17 protein-coding genes and 1 pseudogene are annotated in these 22720 nt (G+C 41.7%); 10 read left to right on the top strand and 8 right to left on the bottom strand.

Annotation, left to right across the window (positions count from 1 at the left end; all coding sequences use genetic code 11):
* Positions 1-683 precede the first annotated feature (683 nt).
* Together NST31_RS13860 and NST31_RS13855 are read left to right on the top strand one after the other, a co-directional pair.
* Positions 684-1661, top strand: coding sequence for an HD domain-containing protein (locus NST31_RS13860; RefSeq protein WP_339161370.1), 978 nt, complete (start codon positions 684-686; stop codon positions 1659-1661).
* A 515-nt stretch (positions 1662-2176) separates the two neighbouring features.
* Complete coding sequence (locus NST31_RS13855) at positions 2177-2776, top strand: GNAT family protein (RefSeq protein ID WP_339161367.1); 600 nt, start codon at positions 2177-2179, stop codon at positions 2774-2776.
* Positions 2777-3193: 417 nt separating this feature from the next.
* On the opposite strand, the gene NST31_RS13850 is transcribed toward NST31_RS13855, so the two are convergent.
* Positions 3194-4006 carry an RDD family protein gene (locus NST31_RS13850; protein ID WP_339161364.1) on the bottom strand — a complete coding sequence of 271 codons (813 nt, stop codon included), beginning with the start codon at positions 4004-4006 and terminating at the stop codon, positions 3194-3196.
* Positions 4007-4080: 74 nt separating this feature from the next.
* Between NST31_RS13850 and NST31_RS13845 the strand changes: the two genes are divergently transcribed.
* On the top strand, positions 4081-5073 hold the full coding sequence (locus NST31_RS13845; RefSeq protein WP_339161361.1) for a stage II sporulation protein M: 993 nt from the start codon (positions 4081-4083) through the stop codon (positions 5071-5073).
* 193 nt (positions 5074-5266) lie between these two features.
* On the opposite strand, the gene NST31_RS13840 is transcribed toward NST31_RS13845, so the two are convergent.
* Genes NST31_RS13840 through NST31_RS13820 form a run of 5 tightly spaced genes read right to left on the bottom strand, consistent with a single transcriptional unit; the run spans position 5267 to position 10195 of the window.
* A complete protein-coding gene (locus NST31_RS13840; RefSeq protein ID WP_339161357.1) occupies positions 5267-6628 on the bottom strand; it encodes a DUF58 domain-containing protein in 1362 nt (453 codons plus the stop codon).
* On the bottom strand, positions 6579-7508 hold the full coding sequence (locus NST31_RS13835; protein WP_339161354.1) for a MoxR family ATPase: 930 nt from the start codon (positions 7506-7508) through the stop codon (positions 6579-6581). Before NST31_RS13835 ends, NST31_RS13840 begins: the two co-directional genes overlap by 50 nt.
* The gene (locus NST31_RS13830) at positions 7505-8629 is read right to left on the bottom strand and encodes a DUF4350 domain-containing protein (protein ID WP_339161350.1); all 1125 of its coding nucleotides are present in this window, start codon (positions 8627-8629) and stop codon (positions 7505-7507) included. The genes NST31_RS13835 and NST31_RS13830 overlap by 4 nt, the downstream gene beginning before the upstream one ends.
* Positions 8630-8650: 21 nt before the next feature.
* Positions 8651-9283, bottom strand: coding sequence for a DUF4129 domain-containing protein (locus NST31_RS13825; protein WP_077113698.1), 633 nt, complete (start codon positions 9281-9283; stop codon positions 8651-8653).
* A gap of 18 nt (positions 9284-9301) precedes the next feature.
* A complete protein-coding gene (locus NST31_RS13820) occupies positions 9302-10195 on the bottom strand; it encodes a hypothetical protein (RefSeq protein ID WP_339161348.1) in 894 nt (297 codons plus the stop codon).
* A gap of 837 nt (positions 10196-11032) precedes the next feature.
* Here NST31_RS13820 and ilvA point away from each other — a divergent pair.
* The 3 genes and pseudogenes from ilvA to proS all read left to right on the top strand — a co-directional run bounded on the left by ilvA (position 11033) and on the right by proS (position 14256).
* Positions 11033-12301, top strand: coding sequence for a threonine ammonia-lyase IlvA (gene ilvA, locus NST31_RS13815; protein ID WP_077113695.1), 1269 nt, complete (start codon positions 11033-11035; stop codon positions 12299-12301).
* 214 nt (positions 12302-12515) lie between these two features.
* Positions 12516-12702, top strand: a pseudogene (locus tag NST31_RS13810) (transposase family protein); the annotation flags it as partial.
* Positions 12703-12816: 114 nt separating this feature from the next.
* Positions 12817-14256 (top strand): proline--tRNA ligase, encoded by a 1440-nt coding sequence (gene proS, locus NST31_RS13805; RefSeq protein WP_339161346.1) that lies wholly within the window; start codon positions 12817-12819, stop codon positions 14254-14256.
* A gap of 389 nt (positions 14257-14645) precedes the next feature.
* Here the strand turns inward: proS and NST31_RS13800 are convergent, their stop codons facing one another.
* Positions 14646-15197, bottom strand: a complete 552-nt coding sequence (locus NST31_RS13800) for a DUF1572 family protein (protein WP_339161344.1) — start codon at positions 15195-15197, stop codon at positions 14646-14648.
* A 248-nt stretch (positions 15198-15445) separates the two neighbouring features.
* Between NST31_RS13800 and hpaB the strand changes: the two genes are divergently transcribed.
* The 4 genes from hpaB to NST31_RS13780 all read left to right on the top strand — a co-directional run bounded on the left by hpaB (position 15446) and on the right by NST31_RS13780 (position 21333).
* Positions 15446-16897: a 4-hydroxyphenylacetate 3-monooxygenase, oxygenase component gene (gene hpaB, locus NST31_RS13795; RefSeq protein ID WP_339161341.1), complete on the top strand. Its 1452-nt coding sequence runs from the start codon at positions 15446-15448 to the stop codon at positions 16895-16897.
* A gap of 451 nt (positions 16898-17348) precedes the next feature.
* On the top strand, positions 17349-18887 hold the full coding sequence (locus NST31_RS13790) for an AbgT family transporter (RefSeq protein ID WP_339161339.1): 1539 nt from the start codon (positions 17349-17351) through the stop codon (positions 18885-18887).
* Positions 18888-18914: 27 nt separating this feature from the next.
* The gene (locus NST31_RS13785) at positions 18915-19328 is read left to right on the top strand and encodes an OsmC family protein (RefSeq protein ID WP_077113690.1); all 414 of its coding nucleotides are present in this window, start codon (positions 18915-18917) and stop codon (positions 19326-19328) included.
* A gap of 583 nt (positions 19329-19911) precedes the next feature.
* On the top strand, positions 19912-21333 hold the full coding sequence (locus NST31_RS13780; protein ID WP_339161336.1) for a LysM peptidoglycan-binding domain-containing protein: 1422 nt from the start codon (positions 19912-19914) through the stop codon (positions 21331-21333).
* A 273-nt stretch (positions 21334-21606) separates the two neighbouring features.
* Here the strand turns inward: NST31_RS13780 and NST31_RS13775 are convergent, their stop codons facing one another.
* Positions 21607-22686 carry a hypothetical protein gene (locus NST31_RS13775; protein ID WP_339161334.1) on the bottom strand — a complete coding sequence of 360 codons (1080 nt, stop codon included), beginning with the start codon at positions 22684-22686 and terminating at the stop codon, positions 21607-21609.
* Positions 22687-22720: the final 34 nt, after the last annotated feature.

Raw genomic sequence — 22720 nt, 5'->3', positions numbered from 1 at the left:
AAAAGAACTTGGCTCGATTCACCAAAGAGACTGGCTGGTTTTCTCCCTTTCCTTCGATGACCAGGCTGTATCAGCGTGGCTGGGCATGATGAACTGAGATGAATAAGCATTGCTCGGCAAGCTTCGCTGTGTAGAATCTGTATGAAACCAACCAATAGATGCTTGATTTATGTAAAGGACTTCTCCCTATTTCCGCAAGTTCCTTTCCAACTCTGTTTCCCCCTTTTACCACAAAAATGAGTTTCTCTCTGAAAGCTTATGGCATCAATGCCATGTTGCCGTTCGTGTATGGCTCACTTTGTTTTGAACGCCGGCCAAACACGCATTTCCCCCTAACTTTGCCTCCCCCCATGACATGATCAAAGATTTTTTCCATTTTAACCTCTCCCGTTCTCATCGGCTCCATATCAGCATAGATCACTTGTCCAAGCACGCATATGGAGAGTTCTGCTTTCATTTATATTCAGAGATTGGTATGCACTTACAGATTCCTATATTGGCATTTGACAAAAGACAACCTATATTCCATAATATAAATAGAACGCACGTTCCTGTTTTGCCGCGTTATCAGATTAAATACGGAGCCAAACAAAACCCCATGTATTGATGGAGATTTCTAACTTCGTGAGGGATCGCGGTGGCGAAAAGCCAGCGCATTCTATTTAACAAGGAGAATCGGGAAAATGAATATCTCAGATCCTATTTATGGAAAATATACGGTAGATGGACTTCTTAAAGAGCTTATTCTCAGCAGTCCCGTTCAAAGATTAAAAGGAGTTTACCAAGGAGGAGCCAGTTATTTTGTGAATGAAAAGTGGAATGTAACAAGATATGATCATTCCATAGGTGTCATGCTTCTGATTCAAAAGCTTGGCGGCTCTTTAGAAGAACAAGTAGCAGGCTTGCTGCACGACGTTTCGCATACGGCATTTTCACACGTAATTGATTTTGTGTTTGAAAATAAAGCGGAAGATTACCACGAAACAATTTATGATCGAGTCATAGCCGATTCTGAAATCCCCCGTATTCTTAATCAATACGGTTTTGATTATCAGAGCATCCTTTTGGATCACTCTAAATGGACAATACTTGAGCAGCCCGCTCCCGAATTATGTGCGGACAGAATTGATTATACACTGAGAGATATGTACCAATACGGAGAGATTACATCCGAAGAAATAAACATGTTCTTAAATCATTTACGATTGCGCGACGGGAAAATATACCTGAAAAGTATAACAGCGGCTGAATGGTTTGTACAAACTTACTATAAAGAAGTCATTGATTTCTTTATGAATCCTCTGAATGTTTATGGCTATGATATGCTGGCCAAGACGATAAAAATAGCTTTGGAAAAAAAGATTATTGATCTCGATACGCTGCTTTTAACGGATGAAGAGGTCATTGATTTATTACGAATGACCCAAGACAAGGAAGTTAACAATCTTGTTAACAACATAAAGCGTCATGTAAATGTCAAAGAAGATAAACTTACATATGATTTACACCGTAAAAATAAAATAAGGCTTATTGACCCATCGGTACTTTGTGACGGTCAACTCATACGCGCTTCTGCATTATCAAAGAAAATTAAAAAAATGAACGAAAAGGCGAAGAGAAAAGCGGAAGAAGGAATGTATGTAAAAATCATTTCCACGTAAGTAAAACATCTTCAGCTTGAATATAGGGTAATGATTGAGGGTAAGCAGCAAAAAGCGAACCCTCCAGTATTTGGAGAGCCCTTTTTAATGATGAGAAAAACTGTATATGAAAGCGCTTTAAAAGAGGCGGGTTTAAAACAAGTAATAAAAATCAAAAGCCAAATTTAGAAAAAAGATGGTGTGCACTGCTGCGAAAATAATTCCTTGCTTAGTTGTTTTGTTCATATACTTGCACCTCCATGGAATTTGTGTAATTAGTATATATCCTGAAGGACATCTTTGTAAACAAAAATTTTTCATTTTTTATTCACATTTTTTATTCACTTCCTCTTGACACCACACTTCTTATTGCTCTCGCAATCAATCTTTAAAACAAGCTTGCGCTCATTCATGGTTGTCCACTTAAAAATTTTACATTGCCAGCGATGCGTTTTGAATAAATGAGTATTACAATGTTTATCACAACAAAGAAAATCAATTCATCGTGTGTGTACGTTATAAAGAGGAAATGGGGAATGAACAATATGTTTAATGAACTTGCGGGCGAGAAAGTGCGGATTGTTCCAATGGATAGACAGCATATACAAGGTTTATATGATGTCGGCAAGGATAAAATGATTTGGGATCATTTACCAAGAAACATTTATTCATTAAATGATATGGAGTCTTTGGTTGAAGAAGCGTTAAACAAAAAAGAAACGGGAAAAGAATGTCCATTCGTTGTATTCCTTCGTGAAAACAATCAAATTGTTGGTTCTACACGATTTCTTGATATTTCCCACCCCAACAAAAGCTTGGAAATCGGCTGGACATGGTATTCTCCATCTGTATGGGGAACACATATTAATACAGAATGTAAATACTTGTTATTAACGTATTGCTTTGAAACTTTAAAACTAATACGAGTTCAATTTAAAACGGACGAGCAAAATGTCAGATCACAAAAAGCGATTGAAAAAATAGGTGGACTGAAGGAAGGCATTTTAAGAAATCATATGATACGTAAAGATGGAACCTATCGTAACTCAGTATATTACAGCGTAATTGAGAGTGAGTGGAAATCAGCGAAGGAGAGATTAGAAGATATGTTAACCACTTCCAACAAACAAATGTAAGCCGATGATCCTTTGATTTTATCCTTGTTCCAACAGTGATTGTATTTTCACATATATGCCGATGAAATACCAAACTTTCTCTAAGTTGGGGTTCATGTCATAAGCTTCTAATCTTCCTCAACTTCTACTTCTTGCGCGCCAATACTGAGATTTTAAGTTCATGTCATAGACCTCTGATCTTCCTAAAGAGCGATTTTTTCGTACCAATTTCCAGCAAACCTTCGCTAATGGAGAATACAGTAAAGTGTCACTTGAGGCTTTTCGAATTCCGAAAGACTTGGTGTAAAATCGGACTGCGAAAGATTTGGTGTAAAATCGGACTGCGAAAGATGCCCAAGCCCGGGCGCACCAAAAAAGGCAACTTCCTTTTGGGCGTTGCCTCTCTTGTTGAGTGATAAAAGGGAGATAGAGAACTCATTATAATTCATACTCCCACTCATCTTTCATATGCAAATAAAGAACGAGAAGCGCGTTTTCCAACTCAACCTGCTCCTTTTCGCTCATATCCATACCGAGTTTTCCAAAGAGAATATCTGCTGTTTGTTTCGTAAGTGAAGTTCTTTCATGTGCCGTTAGTCCAGAAAGCCGGTTTCCGTATGTTTTTATCAATTTCCAATCTTTTGCACCCAAAGAATCGAGTGCCCACTCACCAAGATCGAGATCATGTTTCGCAAGGCCTCGTCTGCTTATTTCCTTCTCAACCGGGGAAAGGCTTTTTTTGCTTTGGGCCTTTCGCTCGTGAACAACAATCGTTCCGGCGACAAGATCACCGACCCTTTTATGCTGGGGATGAAAAAAGATCATAAAAATGCCGACCAAATAGCTGCCGGGTAAGGCATCGATGATGCGGAGCAAGTTGCGAATAAAGCTTGAAAGCAATGTCAGACTATGGCCGTTATCCTGAATGACACGGATGCCGATGAGTTTTTTTCCGATCGTCCTTCCTCCGGAAAAAAACTCAAACGCGATGAAATATCCCCAATAGATGACAAACATCATGATAATGATGATCCCAAACAAAAATAAGCTGATAGAGGAGGTATCAAAAAGAACCATTTCTCCAGTAAGAATAACAAATGCGATAACGTACATCAGCAGATTGGCCACCATCAATATGGCTGAATCAATTAAAAATGCGGTGGCCCTGCTCCCCAGGCCGGCCAGCTTAAATTGCAGAGAGACATATTCTGGCGTTTTAATGCCAACTTGTTCTTGTTCCAATAGATACACTCGCTTTCAATATTTGATTCCAAAAGAAAAAATGACTATGATAATAGAATAACAGAAGAAAATGGAGACTACATATGAACGCAAAGCAATTTGTCAAAAATCATCGAGATGATTGGAAACAACTTGAACGATTGATGGCAGAATTAAGTAAAAGAAAGCCTGATATTAATGGGGCTGGCATCAACCAATTTTACAAACATTATCAAAAAGCAGCCAATCATCTGTCATATGCCCAAACATATTTTCCACAAGAAGATGTGACTCTTTATTTGAACGGTCTTGTTTCAAAAGCCCACAACTTATTATATAAAGATCAAATATCAAGTGTAAAACAAATGCGCCATTTTTTCAGTACAACATTTATCGGGCTCCTATTGGAGCAATGGAAATTTGTACTGGCGGCTTGCGTTCTTTTTACATTAGGCGGACTCGGGAGTTTCTTTTCTGTCGTGAATGACCCCTTAAATCTTTATTCCATCATCCCTGCTGATATCGCTCAAAACGTCGACCCGGACCAGCTGGGCAGTCACGATGGAAAAGTGCTCTCCTCGATGATGTCGGCCAGCATCATGACGAATAATATACAGGTTGCCATATTGGCTTTTGCCGGCGGGATTACATTCGGTCTGTTAACCGTCTATGTACTTATTTATAACGGCATATTGATCGGAGCGCTTTTCGCCTTGTTTTGGCATTCAAATAAAACATATGAATTCTGGGCGTATATCGTTCCCCACGGAATGATTGAACTGACGGCCATCTTTATTGCCGGAGGCGCGGGATTATTAATGGGATACAAACTTTTTGTACCCGGGTCACTTCCAAGAAGGATTCATTTAAAAATACAAGCAAAACGGTCCGTTCAACTGCTTTTAGGCACCGTTCCACTATTTGTCATTGCCGGATTGATCGAAGGTTTTATTACTCCTGCCGCCATTTCTTTGGAAGCCAAGTATTTTACAGCTTTCGCCACCGTCATAGGTCTTATTTTCTACATTGTGATCGGCAAGATGCGGATTGAAAAGCACCGGTCTTCATCCAAGACTCATCATTCTTACTCTGGATAATATAGATCATATTTGTCTGAGGGAAGAGAAAAAGAGGGAGTAGACCACATATAAGCTGGGGCTGTCTTAAAAGGCAAATTAGGAATATATGCATTAAAATGTAAAACCCAAGAATGTTGATTTTTACAGCAATCTTGGGTTTTGTTTTTAAGTTATCAAGCCGCAATATTCTTTTCGGACAGCCCCGGAAAAATTACAAAACATTGCGATTCATAATCTCGATATAGCCGGAAATTGCACTTGCCGCCAAGCTTTCTTCGGGTGCTTCGATCAACTGCAGACCCTGCCTTTCCCATTTTGCTTTTTCGCGCTTTTTAAAAAGGATCTGCTGTTGGGCGATGCTTTTTATCATAGCAGCCTGTACCGTAACCGGCTCGTCATCGGCCCTTTCCAAGAGTGGCAAGTCTTCCATCCCCATGATCAAAAACTGGTGCCTTCTTCTGAGCGATTGCAAATAACTCAGTGCCATTTCCTCATGAAGAAAGGTCCTTACATCACTAAACAACAGAAGGAGACTCCGTTTTTTCTGGACGGTTTCCAAAAAGGCAAAAACAGCGGCATAATTCGGCTCAACTGGATCTGCTTCCAAATCATAAATGGCTTCCAGAATCGTTTGCAGGTGTTCCATCCCTTTGGCGGGCGGAACGTATTTTTTAATCTCTTTGGAAAAAGCAAGAACGGAAACATAGTCGCCTTTTTGCAGAGCTGCTGCTGTTACAGCCACAACCGCATCCAATACTCTTTCCAAGCGGCTCCCTTTTGCGAGCTCTGCCCCCATCATTCTCCCGCAATCAATCAATATCATAATATATTTCCCATGTTCCGGCGCATATTCATTTGTCATCACTTCACGCAACTTAGCCGTTTGCCGCCAATTAATCATACGCGGATCATCACCGGGAACATAGCGGCGAATTTGAGAAAACTCTCCCGTTCCTTTTTGTAATTTCCGGATTTTCGTTCCCTCATAAAGTAAATATCGTTGAGCGCTCTCCAAATATCGTTTTGTCTCCGTTAAATCTGGAATGACTTTGACTGTTTTCGGCAAATCAAAGGTTGTTTGCTTTTCCCAAAGACCCAACACACTTTTGTATCTGACATAAAGCTTTATAATTTCATATCTTCCCCGCTGCCAAGCGGTCGTTTCATATGAAATGGATGCTGAAGATTCCTTTTGCATATGGCCAAAAACAGGAAAAGGACATTCAAACGTTTGCGGAAGATCGTCCATAAATTTGTATGAGACGAAGTGTTGCGACCGATTCCTTACTTTTACTTGTATTTCGTTGGGAAGCCCTCTTTCCATTTGCTCCGGAAGCTCCCTTTCAAAAGTCAGTTCACCCTTCTTTGGGGACAAAAGCAAATCAAGAAGACTTGCCAAGAAAAGCAGTATGTTGATGATGATGACTGCTCTCCAAGAAATTTCGGAAAAAAATCCGATCATGAACAGGCCCATAGACAACACGCCAAATAAAATGAGCAGGCGTTTCGTCGGCAAAATCCCTCTATCGCGGAACAGGAACCGCCCCCACCAGTTCTTCGATAATTTGGTCAACGGCTGCTCCCTCCAGTTCAACGTGCGGGGATAATTGGATCCGGTGCCTTAATGCGGGCTTTGCCACCATTTTAATATCATCCGGAGTCACATAATCCCGGCCTGCAAGATATGCCCATGCCCTCGCGGCTTTTCCGATCGAAATGCCCGCCCTCGTACTCGCTCCGAAACGAATGGCATTAGTTTCGCGCGTTCTTCTTACGATGTGCATGATATATTCCAAAATGCCATCTCCTACTGTAACCATTTCAATCTCTGATTGAATGGCCGAAAAGTCAGCCAAATCCATGACAGGAGATATTAAACTCGCATCCAGTTTGTTTTCCAACACATTCCTTAATACTTCCATTTCCTCATTAAATTCCGGAAAATTGATATTGAGCTTGAATAAGAAGCGGTCTTGTTGTGCTTCCGGCAGTGAGTAAGTCCCCTCAAATTCAATTGGGTTTTGGGTGGCCACGACAAAAAACACATCCGGCAACGGGTACGTTGTTCCCTGAATCGTCACCTGTTTTTCCTCCATCGCCTCCAAGAGAGCGGCTTGTGTTTTGGCAGGCGTCCGGTTAATTTCATCAGCCAGTAAAATATTTGTAAAGATTGGACCTTTTAACGTTTCAAATTTTCCTTCCTGCATATTTAAAATCATGCTTCCCGTAATATCACTGGGAAGCAAGTCAGGGGTGAATTGGATCCGCTCAAACTTCCCGTCCAACAATTTTGCAAGTGTCTTTGCCATCGCTGTTTTTCCCGTTCCGGGAACCCCCTCGACCAATACGTGGCCGCCAGCCAAAATAGCCGACAATAACAGCCGCAGATTTGACCGTTGTCCTAAAATAGCACCCTCATATTGCTCCAGCAAAGATTGTATCTTTTGTCTCATCCACGCTCTACCTCTTTTCTCACACGATCTATTTTCTTGGACCATAGCAAGTATTCTTGTTTGCTAACACTTTCCTTCTGTAAAACGTCAGCCAACCCTTCCAAAAAAACAGTTGCTTCTTCTTTCTTCCATCCCCGTTGTAGAAAGTAAGGTGTTAAATCTGTCCAGCCATTCTGAAAGGGCACACCCCGCCGTTCTTTAAAGATCTGTTTTAAAAAATCAGCTTGTATGGCAAGGGAATCCCGATACCGTTGCCCCCTTATATACCAAGCCGCGATCGCTCGAATACTTTCATCACTGAAACGAACAGACTCTTCCCTCGGAATCAATACCGGGCCGAAACGTTTGCCTCTGTACCACAGCCAAAGTATCGCCATTATCCCCAATTGAAACATCATTAATAAAAACCATTGCGGATATAAAATCAATGCTTCCCCAGAGCCTTTTTCACGATGGATATATTCGTCAAAAAGGACTTTGTCCCCGCCAGCTTCATTAAGCAGGGAGATTACTAATGATACATGATCCTCCTCCATCAGCTGGCCATTCTCTAACCAATTTGGGAAAAGAGAGACAATCAATTGGCCGTCGCCAACCTGCCGCTTTAAAGCGATTGGGCCGAATTCATCGTTTAAAAGCACCTGATCATCAGGGGCGGCAATGAGCCGCTGCCTATATGAAATCATCGCGCCATGCTCTTTCTTGTTTTGATCCGATACCTTGCCATTACCGTCACCATCTATAGGTTCTGTGGACAAGCCAAACATTCCTTGCGGGTTCATTGACCATAATATGATGGAATTTCCCGCTTCCATAAATTGTTTGTAAGCATCCATTTCTGCCCCGTCCGGTATGAATGCGGGCTGGACCATGATCAGTGTTTGATTCGGAGAATCCACGTTCAAGTGTTCCGGTGAATGACGCCATCTTTGCACAACGTTTTTTTCATCTTTCAAATATGTATACCAAGCTTTTAAACCCGTGGGAGAAGGCGATTCGGAATCATAATCCCGATACTTTTTCGGCTCCTTCATGTCCAAAAGGTAGGTGGATACAAGCAACAACAAAAGGGCGATAACGCCCCAAAACCACAATTTGTTGTTTGAGCTCCTTTTTTCCAAAGCCCCATCCCCCTTTCCAGCCTAACTGCCCATTTTCTCTTCAACCTGTTCCAGCCATGCCATAACTTTGTTTCGGAAGCGGCTAAATTCTTCAGGTGATATTTGTTTCTCCCCATAAGCAATTTCGTCAAACACCTTTGCCAATTCATAAAATCGTTCGGCCCAAGAAATATTGGTGTGTTTGATCTCTTCGTAGTACTCCCAATTTGTCTTCCATATTTTTGCTTTCAGCCACCCTTGTTCATCAGAATAAAGAAGGAGCGCCAAAAAAAGATGACGTACTGCAGGAGAAAGCTCTCCAATGTTTTCCAGCTTTTTGGCTTCAGACAAATGCTTTAAACATGTCCACTCCAAATATTTCTTGGATTGAAATGGTTGGTCATCACGAAATCTACGCGATCTCGATACAGTCCGTGCAACAAAAAATGCCGTTATACCAAGAACGATGACAAACATTACCACAACCGCAATAAAAAGCGGGCCTGAAGCGGACTGAGGAGCTTCCCAAGAAGGGAATAATCCTTCGAGCCAATTTGCAAACTGCTCCTTGATTTTTCCCCACCACTCCGATAAAGGATCACTTTGATACGCTTGGTATTCATCTTTGCCCAAAATCTCTTTCAGCTTTTTGCCCGCCTCGTCCGCTTCTAACATAAATCATCACCTGACTTGTTAAGTAGTCTGATAATCTCCAATCATTTCCTTTAAGTCGTCTGCATCGTGACGTGCTTTCAAGTCAAAATACATGACAGCATAACCAACGGCAAATATGAGCGAGGTAAACAGCGTGCCAACATTGACGATCATTGCCAATAAAACACTATTACCCAACATAAGGCCAAAAGAAAATTCCAATGCCATGGTGATGCACGTAAAAATCAAAGTAAATACAACATAAATCCCAAATGTTGGCCAAAGGCGGCCTTTCGTCAGCTTCCAGCTTCTAGAAATACCAGGTGTTTCTTCTTTTAAGACAACTGAACCGAAATAAAAGCTCAAGCGAGTCAAAAACAGGCCGAGCCCAAAGAGGGTTACCAGAAAAAGAAAAACAGCCACAATAATGCCGGCAACAGGAAATATAGCCGCGCCCAAAACCCCTAAAAATATTATGCTAATCAACGGAATAAAATAAAGGCCGCCCGCAATCATGTAAAACAAAATATTGCTTCCAAAAATAGGCCAAAAGCGTGAAAATGCACTTTTAATAACCGATCCTACGGTGTATTCTTCTCCTTTTCTCATATGGTTTACAGCAAGTATAATGGCCGCTCCAGCTATCGGTCCAAATATTAAAGAAAGCAAAGCCGAAAAACCGATTGCCACATCCCTCATAGTTGAAATTTCATCGAAGCTATCCAAGGTGCGGTCATACCAAGCACCTTCCGCTTGAACCTCCCGAAAAAAGCCGACCCCTGAAGCCAGTTCCAACACCGCTTGCAACACAAAAATGGGTCCCAGAAATATGAGCATAATCAATATAAATTCCGAAAACTTCTTCCTACTGATACTAAAAGTCAAATCCAGTATTTGCCCGAACCCTTTCGGAGTATCTATTTTTGATTCCAATTTTCTACCTCCTAAAATGTACTTATCAGCTTATTTTATCATTATGTGATATGTATAGGCACCCTAATTTTACCAGAAATCAAAGCGAAAAAATGATTCGCTCACAGCTCGGCTTCCGAAAAGCAAATCCAAATATCGTGACCGGAGAAGATGAAGGGAACATATCTGTTATGTCGGATGCAACCGTCCTCACATTGGGGATATCTATAAAGCGAACTGGAAAATAATCCCATAATAACAACCTACATTCAGCAAGAATTATACCATATGGAATCGCAAATGCCGATATACAAATTGTACCTTACATCAGCATCCCACAACATGATGTTACGGTGGAAAAAAATGATTTAAAGGGGTACAAGGTAGCATGTACTTCAGATGAAAAAACATGCAGGCCAATGTTAATGCGGCAGTCCATTCAGGAGCAAGTATCGTTGCCGGCATTCAATTTATCTCACCCATCGTAATTACTTTTTTACCGGCAAGCCCTGGCTCAAGCTGTCTTGGATGCTGTCCGAAAGGGGGATACTGTTGCCCGTGCGTACATGCCAATTGTCCAACTAGTCCGAGAACCATTACCAATCAAGGAAGTTCCCTCACAAAAGGAATCTTCCCCGGTGTGCGAACATCTAATGGGGAAAGAGGCTGGTTTCACTCCTCTGCAAACCCGGGACGCTCTAAATAATCGGTTGCGTCACGGCAGAATGCCTATATTTTAAGAAAAGATAAAATGTAACCGCTTTCCCGAAATATTGCGAATATTATATGTGTTATTTTTATAAGTATCATGTTATAATATAGAAATGTTTATACGAAAGCGGAGGTAGAAATGACGCCATGAACACAACTAAGGAAAAGACAAAGACCGTGAATCTGGAAGATATCCTCATTGCTTATCAATTTCTAAAAGACGTAGTGGCCCATACGCCTTTGCAAAAAAACGAAAGATTATCCGAGAAATATGACTGCAATGTATATATAAAAAGGGAAGATTTGCAGCATGTGCGTTCATTTAAGCTGCGCGGTGCTTTTTATAAAATGAAAACGATCGAAAAACAAGCTCGTGAAAAAGGCGTTGTTTGTGCAAGTGCCGGCAATCATGCCCAGGGTGTCGCATATGCATGTGCCCACTTGGGAATAAAAGGCACCATTTTTATGCCGCAAACAACCCCAAAGCAGAAGATCGACCAAGTGAAAATGTTTGGTCGCGAATACATCGAGGTCGTTTTAACGGGCGACACTTTTGATGACAGCTCCAAGAGCGCTCATGAATTTGCGGAAGAACAAGACTTGATTTTTATCCACCCGTTTGATGACCACCAGATTATTGCCGGTCAGGGAACTGTTGCGGTTGAAATTATGAATGACATTCATGAACCGGTGGATTTTGTTTTTGGAAGCATCGGCGGCGGCGGGTTTATGGCGGGTTTAAGCACTTATATCAAAAACGTTTCTCCGCATACGCAAATGATCGGGATTGAACCGGAAGGCGCGCAAAGCATGAAAACATCGATTGAAAATAAAGCCGTTACCGCGCTTCCGGCCATTGATAAATTTGTAGATGGGGCGGCTGTACAATGTGTCGGCAATCACACCTTTGAGCTTTGCCAAAAATATGTCGACGATATTGTTTCCATACCGGAAGGAAAAGTGTGCACAACCATTTTGGATTTATACAATCAACACGCGATTATCGCCGAACCCGCCGGAGCCCTGCCCATTTCGGCACTTGACTTTTACAAGGACAAGATTAAAGGAAAAACGGTTGTTTGTGTCATCAGCGGCGGGAACAATGACATCGGCAGAATGCAGGAGATTAAGGAGAAGTCATTGATGTATGAAGGGTTGCTGCATTATTTTATCGTGAACTTTCCGCAACGCGCCGGAGCCTTGCGTGAGTTTCTGGATGAAGTCCTTGGACCCGATGATGACATCATCACTTTTGAATACACCAAGAAAAACAATAAAGAAAGAGGACCGGGCTTGGTCGGTATAGAACTGAAACGCCGCGAAGATTACGCGGGCCTGATTGAACGGATGAACAAAAGAGGCATTTCTTATACTGAAGTAAATAAAGACAGCACATTGTTTCACTTGTTAGTATGATGAAAAAAAGCGCCCGGGCGGCGCTTTTTTTTGTGTGGCTCTATACTAAATGTTCGGGTTTCCACACAATTTGCCCATAAAAATATTCCACGCAAACAACCCATTCTTTTATACTTGAATTGACTAGAAACAAGAAAAGATTGGAGTTGCGTGCAAGTGAATTTGTCATAAAATGCCTGGTCTTTAAGATGTATGGATCACTAAAGTGGAGGAAATGGAAGATCGTATTGCGCTTCATAGAAGTGGCTGTCAAGGTACACAAGTGTCCCAGCTGTGGTGAGAGGACTAAGAAAGTTCATGATTATCGCATTCAAAAGATCAAACATTTAAAGTGGTTTGAACGGTTGACTTACCTCTTCTACAAAAAGCGTCGCTATGTCTGTTCGTGCGGGAAACGATTTGCGAATTTTTTTCCGGTAACACACATTTTCAATACGGTTGACCGAAGTTGGTCTCCACTGCAGGTAGAGTTGTTATTAGTATGTAAATAAAATAGTTAAATGAGGTGTTTCGTTTTGGGTAAGAAAAGCAAGCAGTTTGTAGAAAAAATTACTGCAATGGAAGATGATTTTTCACAGTGGTATACCGATGTCGTTAAGCAAGCAGAGTTGGTTGATTATGGTCAGGTTCGCGGAACGATGATCATTAGGCCGTACGGGTTTGCAATATGGGAAAATATACGCGATGTGTTAGATAAGAAATTTAAAGAAACAGGTCACACGAATGTTGCGTTTCCGTTATTTATTCCAGAGAGTCTGTTGCAAAAGGAGAAAGACCATGTGGAAGGGTTTGCTCCTGAAGTAGCTTGGGTGACACATGGTGGGGACGAAGAGTTGGTAGAACGTCTTGCCGTTCGCCCTACTTCAGAAGTGTTGTTCTGCGATTATTACTCTAAAAATATTCATTCTTACCGTGACTTGCCAAAGCTTTATAATCAGTGGGGAAATGTTGTTCGTTGGGAAAAAACAACACGACCATTCTTACGTTCCTCCGAATTCCATTGGCAGGAAGGGCATACTGCACATGCAACTGATGAAGAAGCTTCCCAAGAGACAGAGCGGATGCTAAGTATCTATGCGGACGTGGTGGAGAAGTACTTAGCTATACCAGTCCTTAAAGGAAGAAAGACGGATAAGGAAAAGTTCGCTGGTGCTAAATATACATTGACAATCGAAAGCCTTATGCATGATGGAAAAGCTTTGCAATCTGGAACCTCACACCATTTTGGTACAGGGTTTGCGGAAGCATTTGATATTACGTATTTAGATGAAAATGGTGACAGTCAATATGTCCATCAAACCTCTTGGGGGTTATCCACTCGGATTATGGGGGCTTTAATTATGGTTCATGGGGATAACCGTGGTCTAGTAATCCCGCCACGCATTGCACCAACTCAGGCGATGATTGTGCCGATTGCGCAACATAAGGAAGGTGTGTTGGATAAAGCGTATCATTTACGTGACCAATTAAAGGATCTTGTAAGAGTAGACATCGATGCGAGTGATAAAATGCCTGGCTGGAAATTTAACGAGTATGAAATGAAGGGTATCCCAGTCCGCATTGAAATGGGACCAAAAGACATTGAAAAAGAACAAGTGGTGCTTGTCCGTCGTGATACAGGTGAAAAGGAATTTGTTACATTAACTGAATTACCAACGCGCTTACCTGCTTTGCTTGAAGAAGTGCAAATGAATTTATATAATCGTGCAGAAAAACATTTACAAGAAAAAACCAATGTTGCTAAAAACATGGATGAGTTTGCAACGATTTTAGAAGAACAAGCTGGATTTATTAAAGCTATGTGGTGCGGTGATATCGCCTGTGAAGAAAAGATTAAAGAAGACACATTAGCTACATCACGATGTATTCCATTTGAACAGGAAAAAATAGCGGACACATGCGTATGCTGCGGAAAAGAAGCAGAGGAATTGGTATACTGGGCAAAAGCATACTAAAGGAGGGAACACCCTCTCTCAGCTTGTAGAGAAAGATGATGTTTTTTCTCTACAAGCTTATTTATTTTTAAATTTAGATCAAATTTTGGCTCTATACTAAATGTTGGGGTTTCCACACAATTTGCCCATAAAAATATTCCACGCAATAAACTGGCGCTACCGCTTACCGCCAACTCTCCCCTTCCTCTCCTCGTTTCTGAGTGAGTTCAAAGCACTGCGATAAGTCACATCAACTCTTCTTCGTAGCCGTATTTCATGTTGCTCTGCTTAATAATAATTGCGATGAAATGAGTAGAAGCGATTGTGTAAATGCCAATCAGGGGCGCTAGCAAAAAATAATGCATTTGCATAGTGAAATATTTTAATAGCTTCTAACTCCGCGCCCTCCCTCAACCCTCAAGACTATTTTTGTTGATGTTTTGAAACATTTGCTGTAAGTATTCTTCTGACTTTCCTCTGGGGATACTCAAACTGCTCCAATCTTCATTCTTGATTTGCTTCCCGATATAAACGATCTGGCCAATATGATAAGCGTAATGGGCCAATTGCCTTTCAATCGCTTCCATCGCCGTATGGCTTTCACCGCGAATCAAAACTTGCTTTAACAACTCTTCTTCCTTTAATTGGTCTAAGGCATGAAACAGGGCATCCCACCCTTTTTCCCACACCTTTTCCAGTTCCATTTTTGTCGGGATGTCATCAATGAATTCTTCCTCGCGCTTCCGATATGGCTTCTCCCCATCCGACTCCAAAAAGTTGGTCCATCTGGACATCATGTTGCCGCTAAGATGTTTTACAATCATGGCGATGTTGTTTGATTCTTGATTCAACCTCCAATGAATGTCCTCTTCTGATAATTGTTCCATAGTCTTATCCCCGAGTTGTTTTATATGTTGAAACCTCTTTTTTACAATTCTTAAATACTCCCATCCGAGATTCATTCTGTTCCCTCCTGCAATTGCTGTCCATACCGGCTTCAACTTCGTTCACCACTAACGCTAGGAGACCGCTGTGGACAGCCTTTCAATCAGCCGCCAAAAATATTCAGAATACTCCCGAGCTACTTACATTGTACTAAACTGTTCCCGACATTGTAACAAAGTTCTTGAAAGAAAAAGGGAATAGAACAATCTCCATCTCTAATAAACTGAAACCATTGCACAACTTCCTATGAATGAGGAGTGGTGAAATGGGAATCATTGATGGAACAGGGTATATCGACAGATTAAACAGGATGGGGGCCGAGATTTGGCTCGATGGTAAAAAAGTGGAAGGACATATTTCCGACCATCCCTCCTTTCAAGGAGTTGTCCGAACGATCGCATCCCTTTATGATTTACAAAATAAAGACGATTTAAAAGAGCAAATGACGTTCCTTTTTCCGGATCAAGATGAGCCTGTCGGGCTTTCTTATCTGCATCCAAAAACAAAAGACGATTTAATAAGAAGAAGAAAAATGATTGAGCACTGGGCACGACATACCCATGGGATGTTTGGCAGAAGCCCCGATTATATGAATACGGTGATTATGAGTTTTGCCTCCTCAGCTGCCTTTTTAAAAGGAATGAAAAACTGCTTTCCCGAACATATTATCTCTTTATACAAAAGAGCCATGAAAGAAGACTTATCATTTGCTCATGCTTTTATAACTCCACAGATAAACCGCTCGCAAATAAACTTGGGATTCACGGAGGAAGCTCTTTCCGCCAAAGTAATTGAAAGAAATGAAAAAGGAATTGTGATCAAGGGCGCCCGTATGCTTGCCACCCTAGGAGGGTTTACAGATGAGGTACTGGTTTATACGGCTCCCAGAATCTTCTTTGATCCAAATGAGGCCTTTGCTTTTTCTATCCCTTCGAATACGGAAGGCTTGAAATTTATCTGCAGAGAATCGTTTGTGGGAGGCAAGTCAACGTTTAACTATCCCCTCAGCTCTAGGTACGAAGAAATGGATTCTATCGTTGTATTTGACAACGTATTAGTGCCGTGGGAAAACGTATTTTTTTACGACAATTTGGAGGCAGCTACCGACTTCAAGCTGCAAAGCTCCTTCCACCCTTTAGCCTACCATCAAGTAATCATTAGACAAATAGAAAAAACAGAATTTCTCCTTGGGGTGGCCCAAATGTTGGCCGAAACGATCAACGTTGGCGAATATCAACATGTACAGGAAAAAATTTCCGAGATCATTAGCGGATATGAAACAATGAAATCACTATTGGCAAAATCGGAAAATGATGCTGAATTGGATGATTGGGGTTGTATGCGCCCTAGCCTCGTACCACTAAAAGTAGCCGGCACCATTTTTCCAAAGCTGTACCCCCGATTTGCGGAAATCGTCCAATTAATTGGAGCCAGCGGGTTGGTTACATTACCACCTGAAAATGACTTTGCTTCCCCCATAAGCACTTACTTGCATAAGTGCCTTCAAGGAACAGATAAATCCGCTGTCGACCGGGTAAAAATATTCCGTTTGGCCTGGGATCTGACAATGAGTTCGTTCGGTACAAGACAAACTCAGTATGAAAGATATTTTTTTGGCGACCCCGTCAAAATGGCCAGCAACTTGTACCAAGACTATCCCAAAGAAAAAAGTTTGAAGCTCATCAGTGATTTTTTACATTTGGAGCATGTAGATTGAATAGTTGAGACTGGGAAAAAGTAAATAAATTACATAAAATTAATGTTCATAACCTATTATTCTGTAGTTTTCACTAAAACCAATAGCACCTTCCGCATACACAGCCTTTGGATGCGCCGAAATTTATTGAAATCCGAAACAGTTGAAGTGATCAACCGTCATCTGAAGTTTGGGCTAAACCAACCCGAAATTTCCCGGCGCTTATATATGGAAATTCTCGAACCCCGTTAGGGTTCTTCCTTTATCTTTAGAAATAAACAAGCGTTCATTTCTATTCAATTATTGGAACAAGTATCAAATATTCCAGAGCGAGACGTGCTAAAGGTAGTATGCGCTTACTTGTGAATATGAAAAATTTACGTGCGAAATCTTGGTATCTTATACTGGATTTTAATAAATCTTATAGGTATACTATGATATTATCTGCAACCTATAGAAGGGAAAACATACAATGGATACAAGACAAAACCAGAAATCAATGAAGCTTTTAAACTTTATTGAAGAAAAAGGCAACAAACTTCCCCATCCCATTACCATTTTTATGTTACTCACAATAGCTGTCATGATGTTATCTCATATTTTTTATTTAATGGAGACAAGTGTCACCTATGAAGGTGTGAATAAGGAAACAATGGAAACGGAGGTTTTGACCGTAAAAATAGTCAGCCTCCTCGTTCCTGAAGGCATAGCATATATGTTTTCCAATGTTGTGAACAACTTTACTTCATTCGTGGCTCTTGGTCCGGTATTAGTCGCCATGCTTGGAGTAGGTGTCGCGGAAAAAACAGGTTATATTGGCGCATTGATGACAAACACTGTCACAAAAGCGCCGAAAAAGCTCGTTACTCCCATCGTTGTTTTGATTGGAGTCCTTTCTAACGTGGCTGCATCTGTCGGATATGTCGTGCTCGTGCCGCTTGGGGCCATTATTTTTCTTGGCTTTAAGCGCCATCCATTGGCAGGTTTATCAGCAGCATTCGCAGGTGTTGCCGGTGGGTATTCCGCCAACCTTTTCCTCGGTACAAACGATCCCATCCTGAGCGGAATGACGACAGAGGCATCTCGTATACTGGATGCAGGTTATACGGTTAACCCGACAGATAACTGGTTTTTTATGTTTGCTTCCACTTTTTTGATCGTATTGATCGGCACGCTTGTAACGGAAAAAATAGTCGAGCCCCGGTTGGGAACCTTTGTCCCCGATAAACAAAATGAATCTGTTCAGACGCTTTCAGACAAAGAAAAAAAAGGATTGTTGTGGGCAAATATTTCCGTGTTACTGACTGTGGCTGTCATTGCTTTATTAACTGTCCCCGAAAATGGGGTTTTGCGCGGAGAAGGAGGAAGTTTGATCCAGTCTCCGTTTATGAACAGTATTATCTTCCTGATGATGGTGATTTTTTTAGTGCCGGGTATCGTGTATGGTATGATAATAAAGACAATTAAGAACGACAAAGACGTTGCCAGCTTAATGTCCGCCTCGTTGGAAACGATGGCCGGTTTTATTGTATTGATCTTTTTCGCCGCGCAATTTATTGCGTTATTCAACTACACGAACTTGGGAACTTTAATGGCCGTGAAAGGGTCGGCCTTTTTACAATCCATTCATGTAGACGGCGTTCCGTTACTGATTGCATTCATTTTGATTTGTGCATTCATCAACTTGTTCATTGCGGCGGATTCCGCGAAATGGGCCATTATGGCTCCCGTGTTTGTTCCGATGTTTATGCAAATGGGAATTGCTCCGGAAGTCACTCAGGTAGCCTATCGAATTGGTGATTCTTCGACGAATATCATTTCTCCATTAATGCCCTTTTTCCCACTCGTCGTGGCTTTCGCACAGCGCTACGGGAAAAATAACGGAATTGGTACAGTCGTTTCACTCATGCTGCCACATTCAATCGTTATTCTTATTTGCTGGACCATTTTCTTTGCCATATGGTATTTCATTGGCATCCCAGTAGGCCCTGGTACAAGTTTAACTTACTAACCACTTAAAGTAGAAAGGATCGTTGATATGCGGGTAATTACAAAATGGACAGGCGGCCGGGCATTTACCGCAGTGGGTGACTCTGGATATGAGATCCGGATGGATGCCACAAAGGCGTACGGCGGAAGGGAAAAAGGCGCCACTCCGACAGAAATGCTCTTGGGCTCACTCGCCGGCTGTATCGGCATTGATGTCACAATGATTTTAAAACCTTATTTAGATAAGATCAATCATATCGAAATTGTCACACATGGGTTACGCGCGGAAGAAACCCCCAAAGAGTTTACGGATATTGAAGTGACATTTAACATTAATGGTGAGATTACCCCAAAGAAAGTGTGGCGGGCCATCCGGTTAGGCGAAGAAAAATATTGTACTGTATCAGCATCTTTAAAAGCGAATATTTTTTACAAACTAATATTAAACGGTGTGGAACAATGATTTTCCTTATCCATAGAGGAGCCTATAGACATTACTATAGCTCCTTTTTTATGTTGCATTGTTTTGAGTTCATGGATTCGCAAACCCCTTGCGGCTCTTTGAATACCGGAGGCTGGGACATAAGCAAATAATGAAGTTTCACTTTATCCCGCATGTAAGGTGCCGTAAGACTCCCACTTCAATATCTTGAGTGAATACAAAAGGGCCAAGTGGGAGATAACGGCACCTAAATGCCCGATTGGTTCAACTAACATTCAGTTGGAGCCCTACTGAATGAAGTTTCACTTTATCCCGCACATAAGGTGCCATAAGACTCCCACTTCAATATCTTGAGTGAATACAAAAAGGCCAGTGGGAAAAAACGGCACCTAAATGCCCGATTGGTTCAACTAACATTCAAGGAGAAAAGCATTCCTTGAATGAAGTTTCACTTTATTGTTCGTTTTTTATTCAGTTGATTTAGTTGTGGCCCGGCCTCACTTTTTCTAAAAAAAAAATCATATTACCCCTTTTTTTAGTGTCACAAAATCTTTGCTTTGAATATGGTAAAAGAGATTGATTCGCCTATTTGAGGTGACCATAGATGAAAATCCATGTTGTAAAAAGCGGAGACACGCTTTGGAACATCTCCCGAAAATATGGGGCAACGATCAACCAAATTGTTGCCGTGAACGGCTTGAAAGATCCAAACAGGTTGGTGCCAGGTGAAGCATTGGTGATTCCGACACCCTATCATCAATATGTCGTTCAACACGGTGATACACTTTGGTCAATCGCTAAATGTTTTTGTGTGCCCTTACAAGAAATCATGAATGCCAACAATCTGACTGAACCAACGAATTTGTATATTGGCCAAATAATAACCATTCCTGTTTGGTATCATATTGTTCAACCGGGGGAAACCTTGTCAGCCATTGCAAAACACTATGGAACAACAGTTTCTGCCATTGTTCAGGCCAACCACATTCAAACCCCCGACATGATCCAACTGGGACAATGGCTAAGTATTCCAGAAAAGCCGAAGAGAGCGATCGAAGTAAATGCCTACATTACTAATATGGGGCAAAAAGGTGTAAACCTTGTTTCGACGCTTTCACCCTATTTAACTTATATCAGCCCGTTCAGTCATACTGTGCTGGAAGATGGCCGGATTTCTCCTTTAAAGGACGACCGCATTATAAGAGCGGCTCAGAACGGAAATGTTGCTCCGCTGCTTGTCCTTACGAACATTGACGGAAATACGTTTAGTTCCGATCGGGCGGCCCTTGTCCTCCGAAACGAGGACATTCAAAATAAAGTGATCACCCAAATTCAAACGTTGCTTCAAGAAAAAGGATATATGGGGATCAATATTAACTTTGAATATGTCTATCCGGAAGATCGCGAACGATACAATCACTTCCTCAGGAATGTGGTTGAACGATTACGGCCGGAAGGATACTTGGTCTCAACCGCGGTCGCGCCGAAAATCAGGGAGGATCAGCCAGGACTGCTATATGAGGCACATGATTATGTTGCGCACGGAGAAATCGTCGACTTTGTAGTGGTTATGACTTACGAATGGGGATGGGCTGGCGGAAGGCCATGGGCCATCGCACCCATTAATGAAGTAAGAAAAGTTCTTGATTATGCGGTTACGGCGATTCCCCGCCACAAAATTCTTATGGGCGTACCGCTGTATGGACGTGATTGGAAAATACCTTGGGAAGAAGGAACATTTGCTAAAACAGTTTCCCCGGAAGAGGCGGTCGACCTTGCGGTCAAGTACGGTGCCTCTATCCATTATCACGAAACCTATCAATCTCCCTTTTTCCGTTATACAGACGAAACAGGCCAACAGCATGAAGTGTGGTTTGAAGATGCCCGCAGTGTACAGGCAAAGTACGATACGGTAAAAGAATATGGCCTCCGCGGAATTGCCTATTGGGTGCTTGGGCAGGCTTTCCCGCAGAATTGGCCGGTGTTGGATGCCAATTTTACAATCATAAAGCGAAACTTCCATTAAGTGAGATTGGGTCCACTAATAGTTGGGCTTTTACTGTAAAATGATCCCCCTTTATCTAGCTTACCGCCAGTTAAATCTGGTGATACCAAAAGAGCGGTTTCGGCAATATGATCTTTAGCTAGGGCTGTCCGAAAAGCACTATTTCAGCTTGAAATTGTTTAAAAAAGCCCAAGAATGCTGTAAAATCAACATTCTTGGGCTTTACATTATTTACTGGATTTACTTTAAGTTGGACTTTTTACACAGCCCCTTCAATGTTCGTAAAACGTTCCATTAGGATGAAAGTATATTCACATCTCGATTTTTGGGACGTTTATTCCATCTAAACCACGCGATGATGATTGCCGCAATAAGTGTAAATCCAAGATAACCCATGACGGGGTAAACTGTGCCGACAAGCGTCGTAAATCCTACAAAGCTGGCAGCGAATGCGGCGATTCCGCAAGCGACTACCAAGGTTTTGAATCTTGGTGTATCGATTGGACTGATCCGTGCCGTGAATGAATAAAGCATCCCGACCGCAGTATTAAAAATCATCCCTAACAAGACTATCGACATTATGCCGCCAAAAATCGGGGATATTTCGTTAGCCAAATAAAGCATCGGCATATCCGCGCCAGAGACGGTATCAAGTTTGGCAAACATCCCAATATTAATGAAAAAAATTAATGCTCCCAAACCGATCCCGCCAATCATTCCGCCAATCCCGGCAGTCTTCTCATCTGTCGCAGCTCCCCCCATCACGGCAAGCATCGCCGCACCAGCGGCAATATTATAGGACACATATAAAAAAGCCCCTAACAACCAATGAGTTGCAGCCGGTTTTTGAGAATGGGCAACTTCCTGCATTTGAGCGAAGGTTCCGTCCATTGTTAACAAGGAATAGATAGCAATAACGATGACCGCCAAAATTAAAAACGGCGTAACCAAACCCATTGCAGAAATTACCTTTTCAATATTAAGACAAACAACCATAATAGTTATGAACGAAAGGATTATATTGCCAATAATGCCTGGTACCCCGAATTGCTGCTCGAAAATGGAACCCGCTCCAGCAAACATCACTACCGTAACTCCAAACAAGAAGAATGTCATGATAATATCAACAGCAAGACCAATATACTTGCCGCAAATGTGGTAAATGACCCGCTTATGAGATTTCGTTTGCAGCCGGCATCCAAGCTGTGTAAGATTCATGCCCAAAAAGGCAAACAAGAAAGTGGCTACTGCCGACCCGATTATTCCCGGCCAGCCAAAACTTGTAAAAAACTGCAATATCTCTTGGCCGGAAGCAAAGCCCGCGCCTACAATGAGCCCGATAAATGCTCCCCCTATATGAATACTCTTTTTCATCCATTACTCTCCTTTTTTTGAATCTTTTGTCAAT

This window comes from Siminovitchia sp. FSL W7-1587, assembly GCF_037963795.1.
In the GTDB taxonomy this organism is placed as follows: domain Bacteria; phylum Bacillota; class Bacilli; order Bacillales; family Bacillaceae_C; genus Siminovitchia; species Siminovitchia thermophila.
This window is presented reverse-complemented; position numbering and strand designations above follow the sequence as displayed.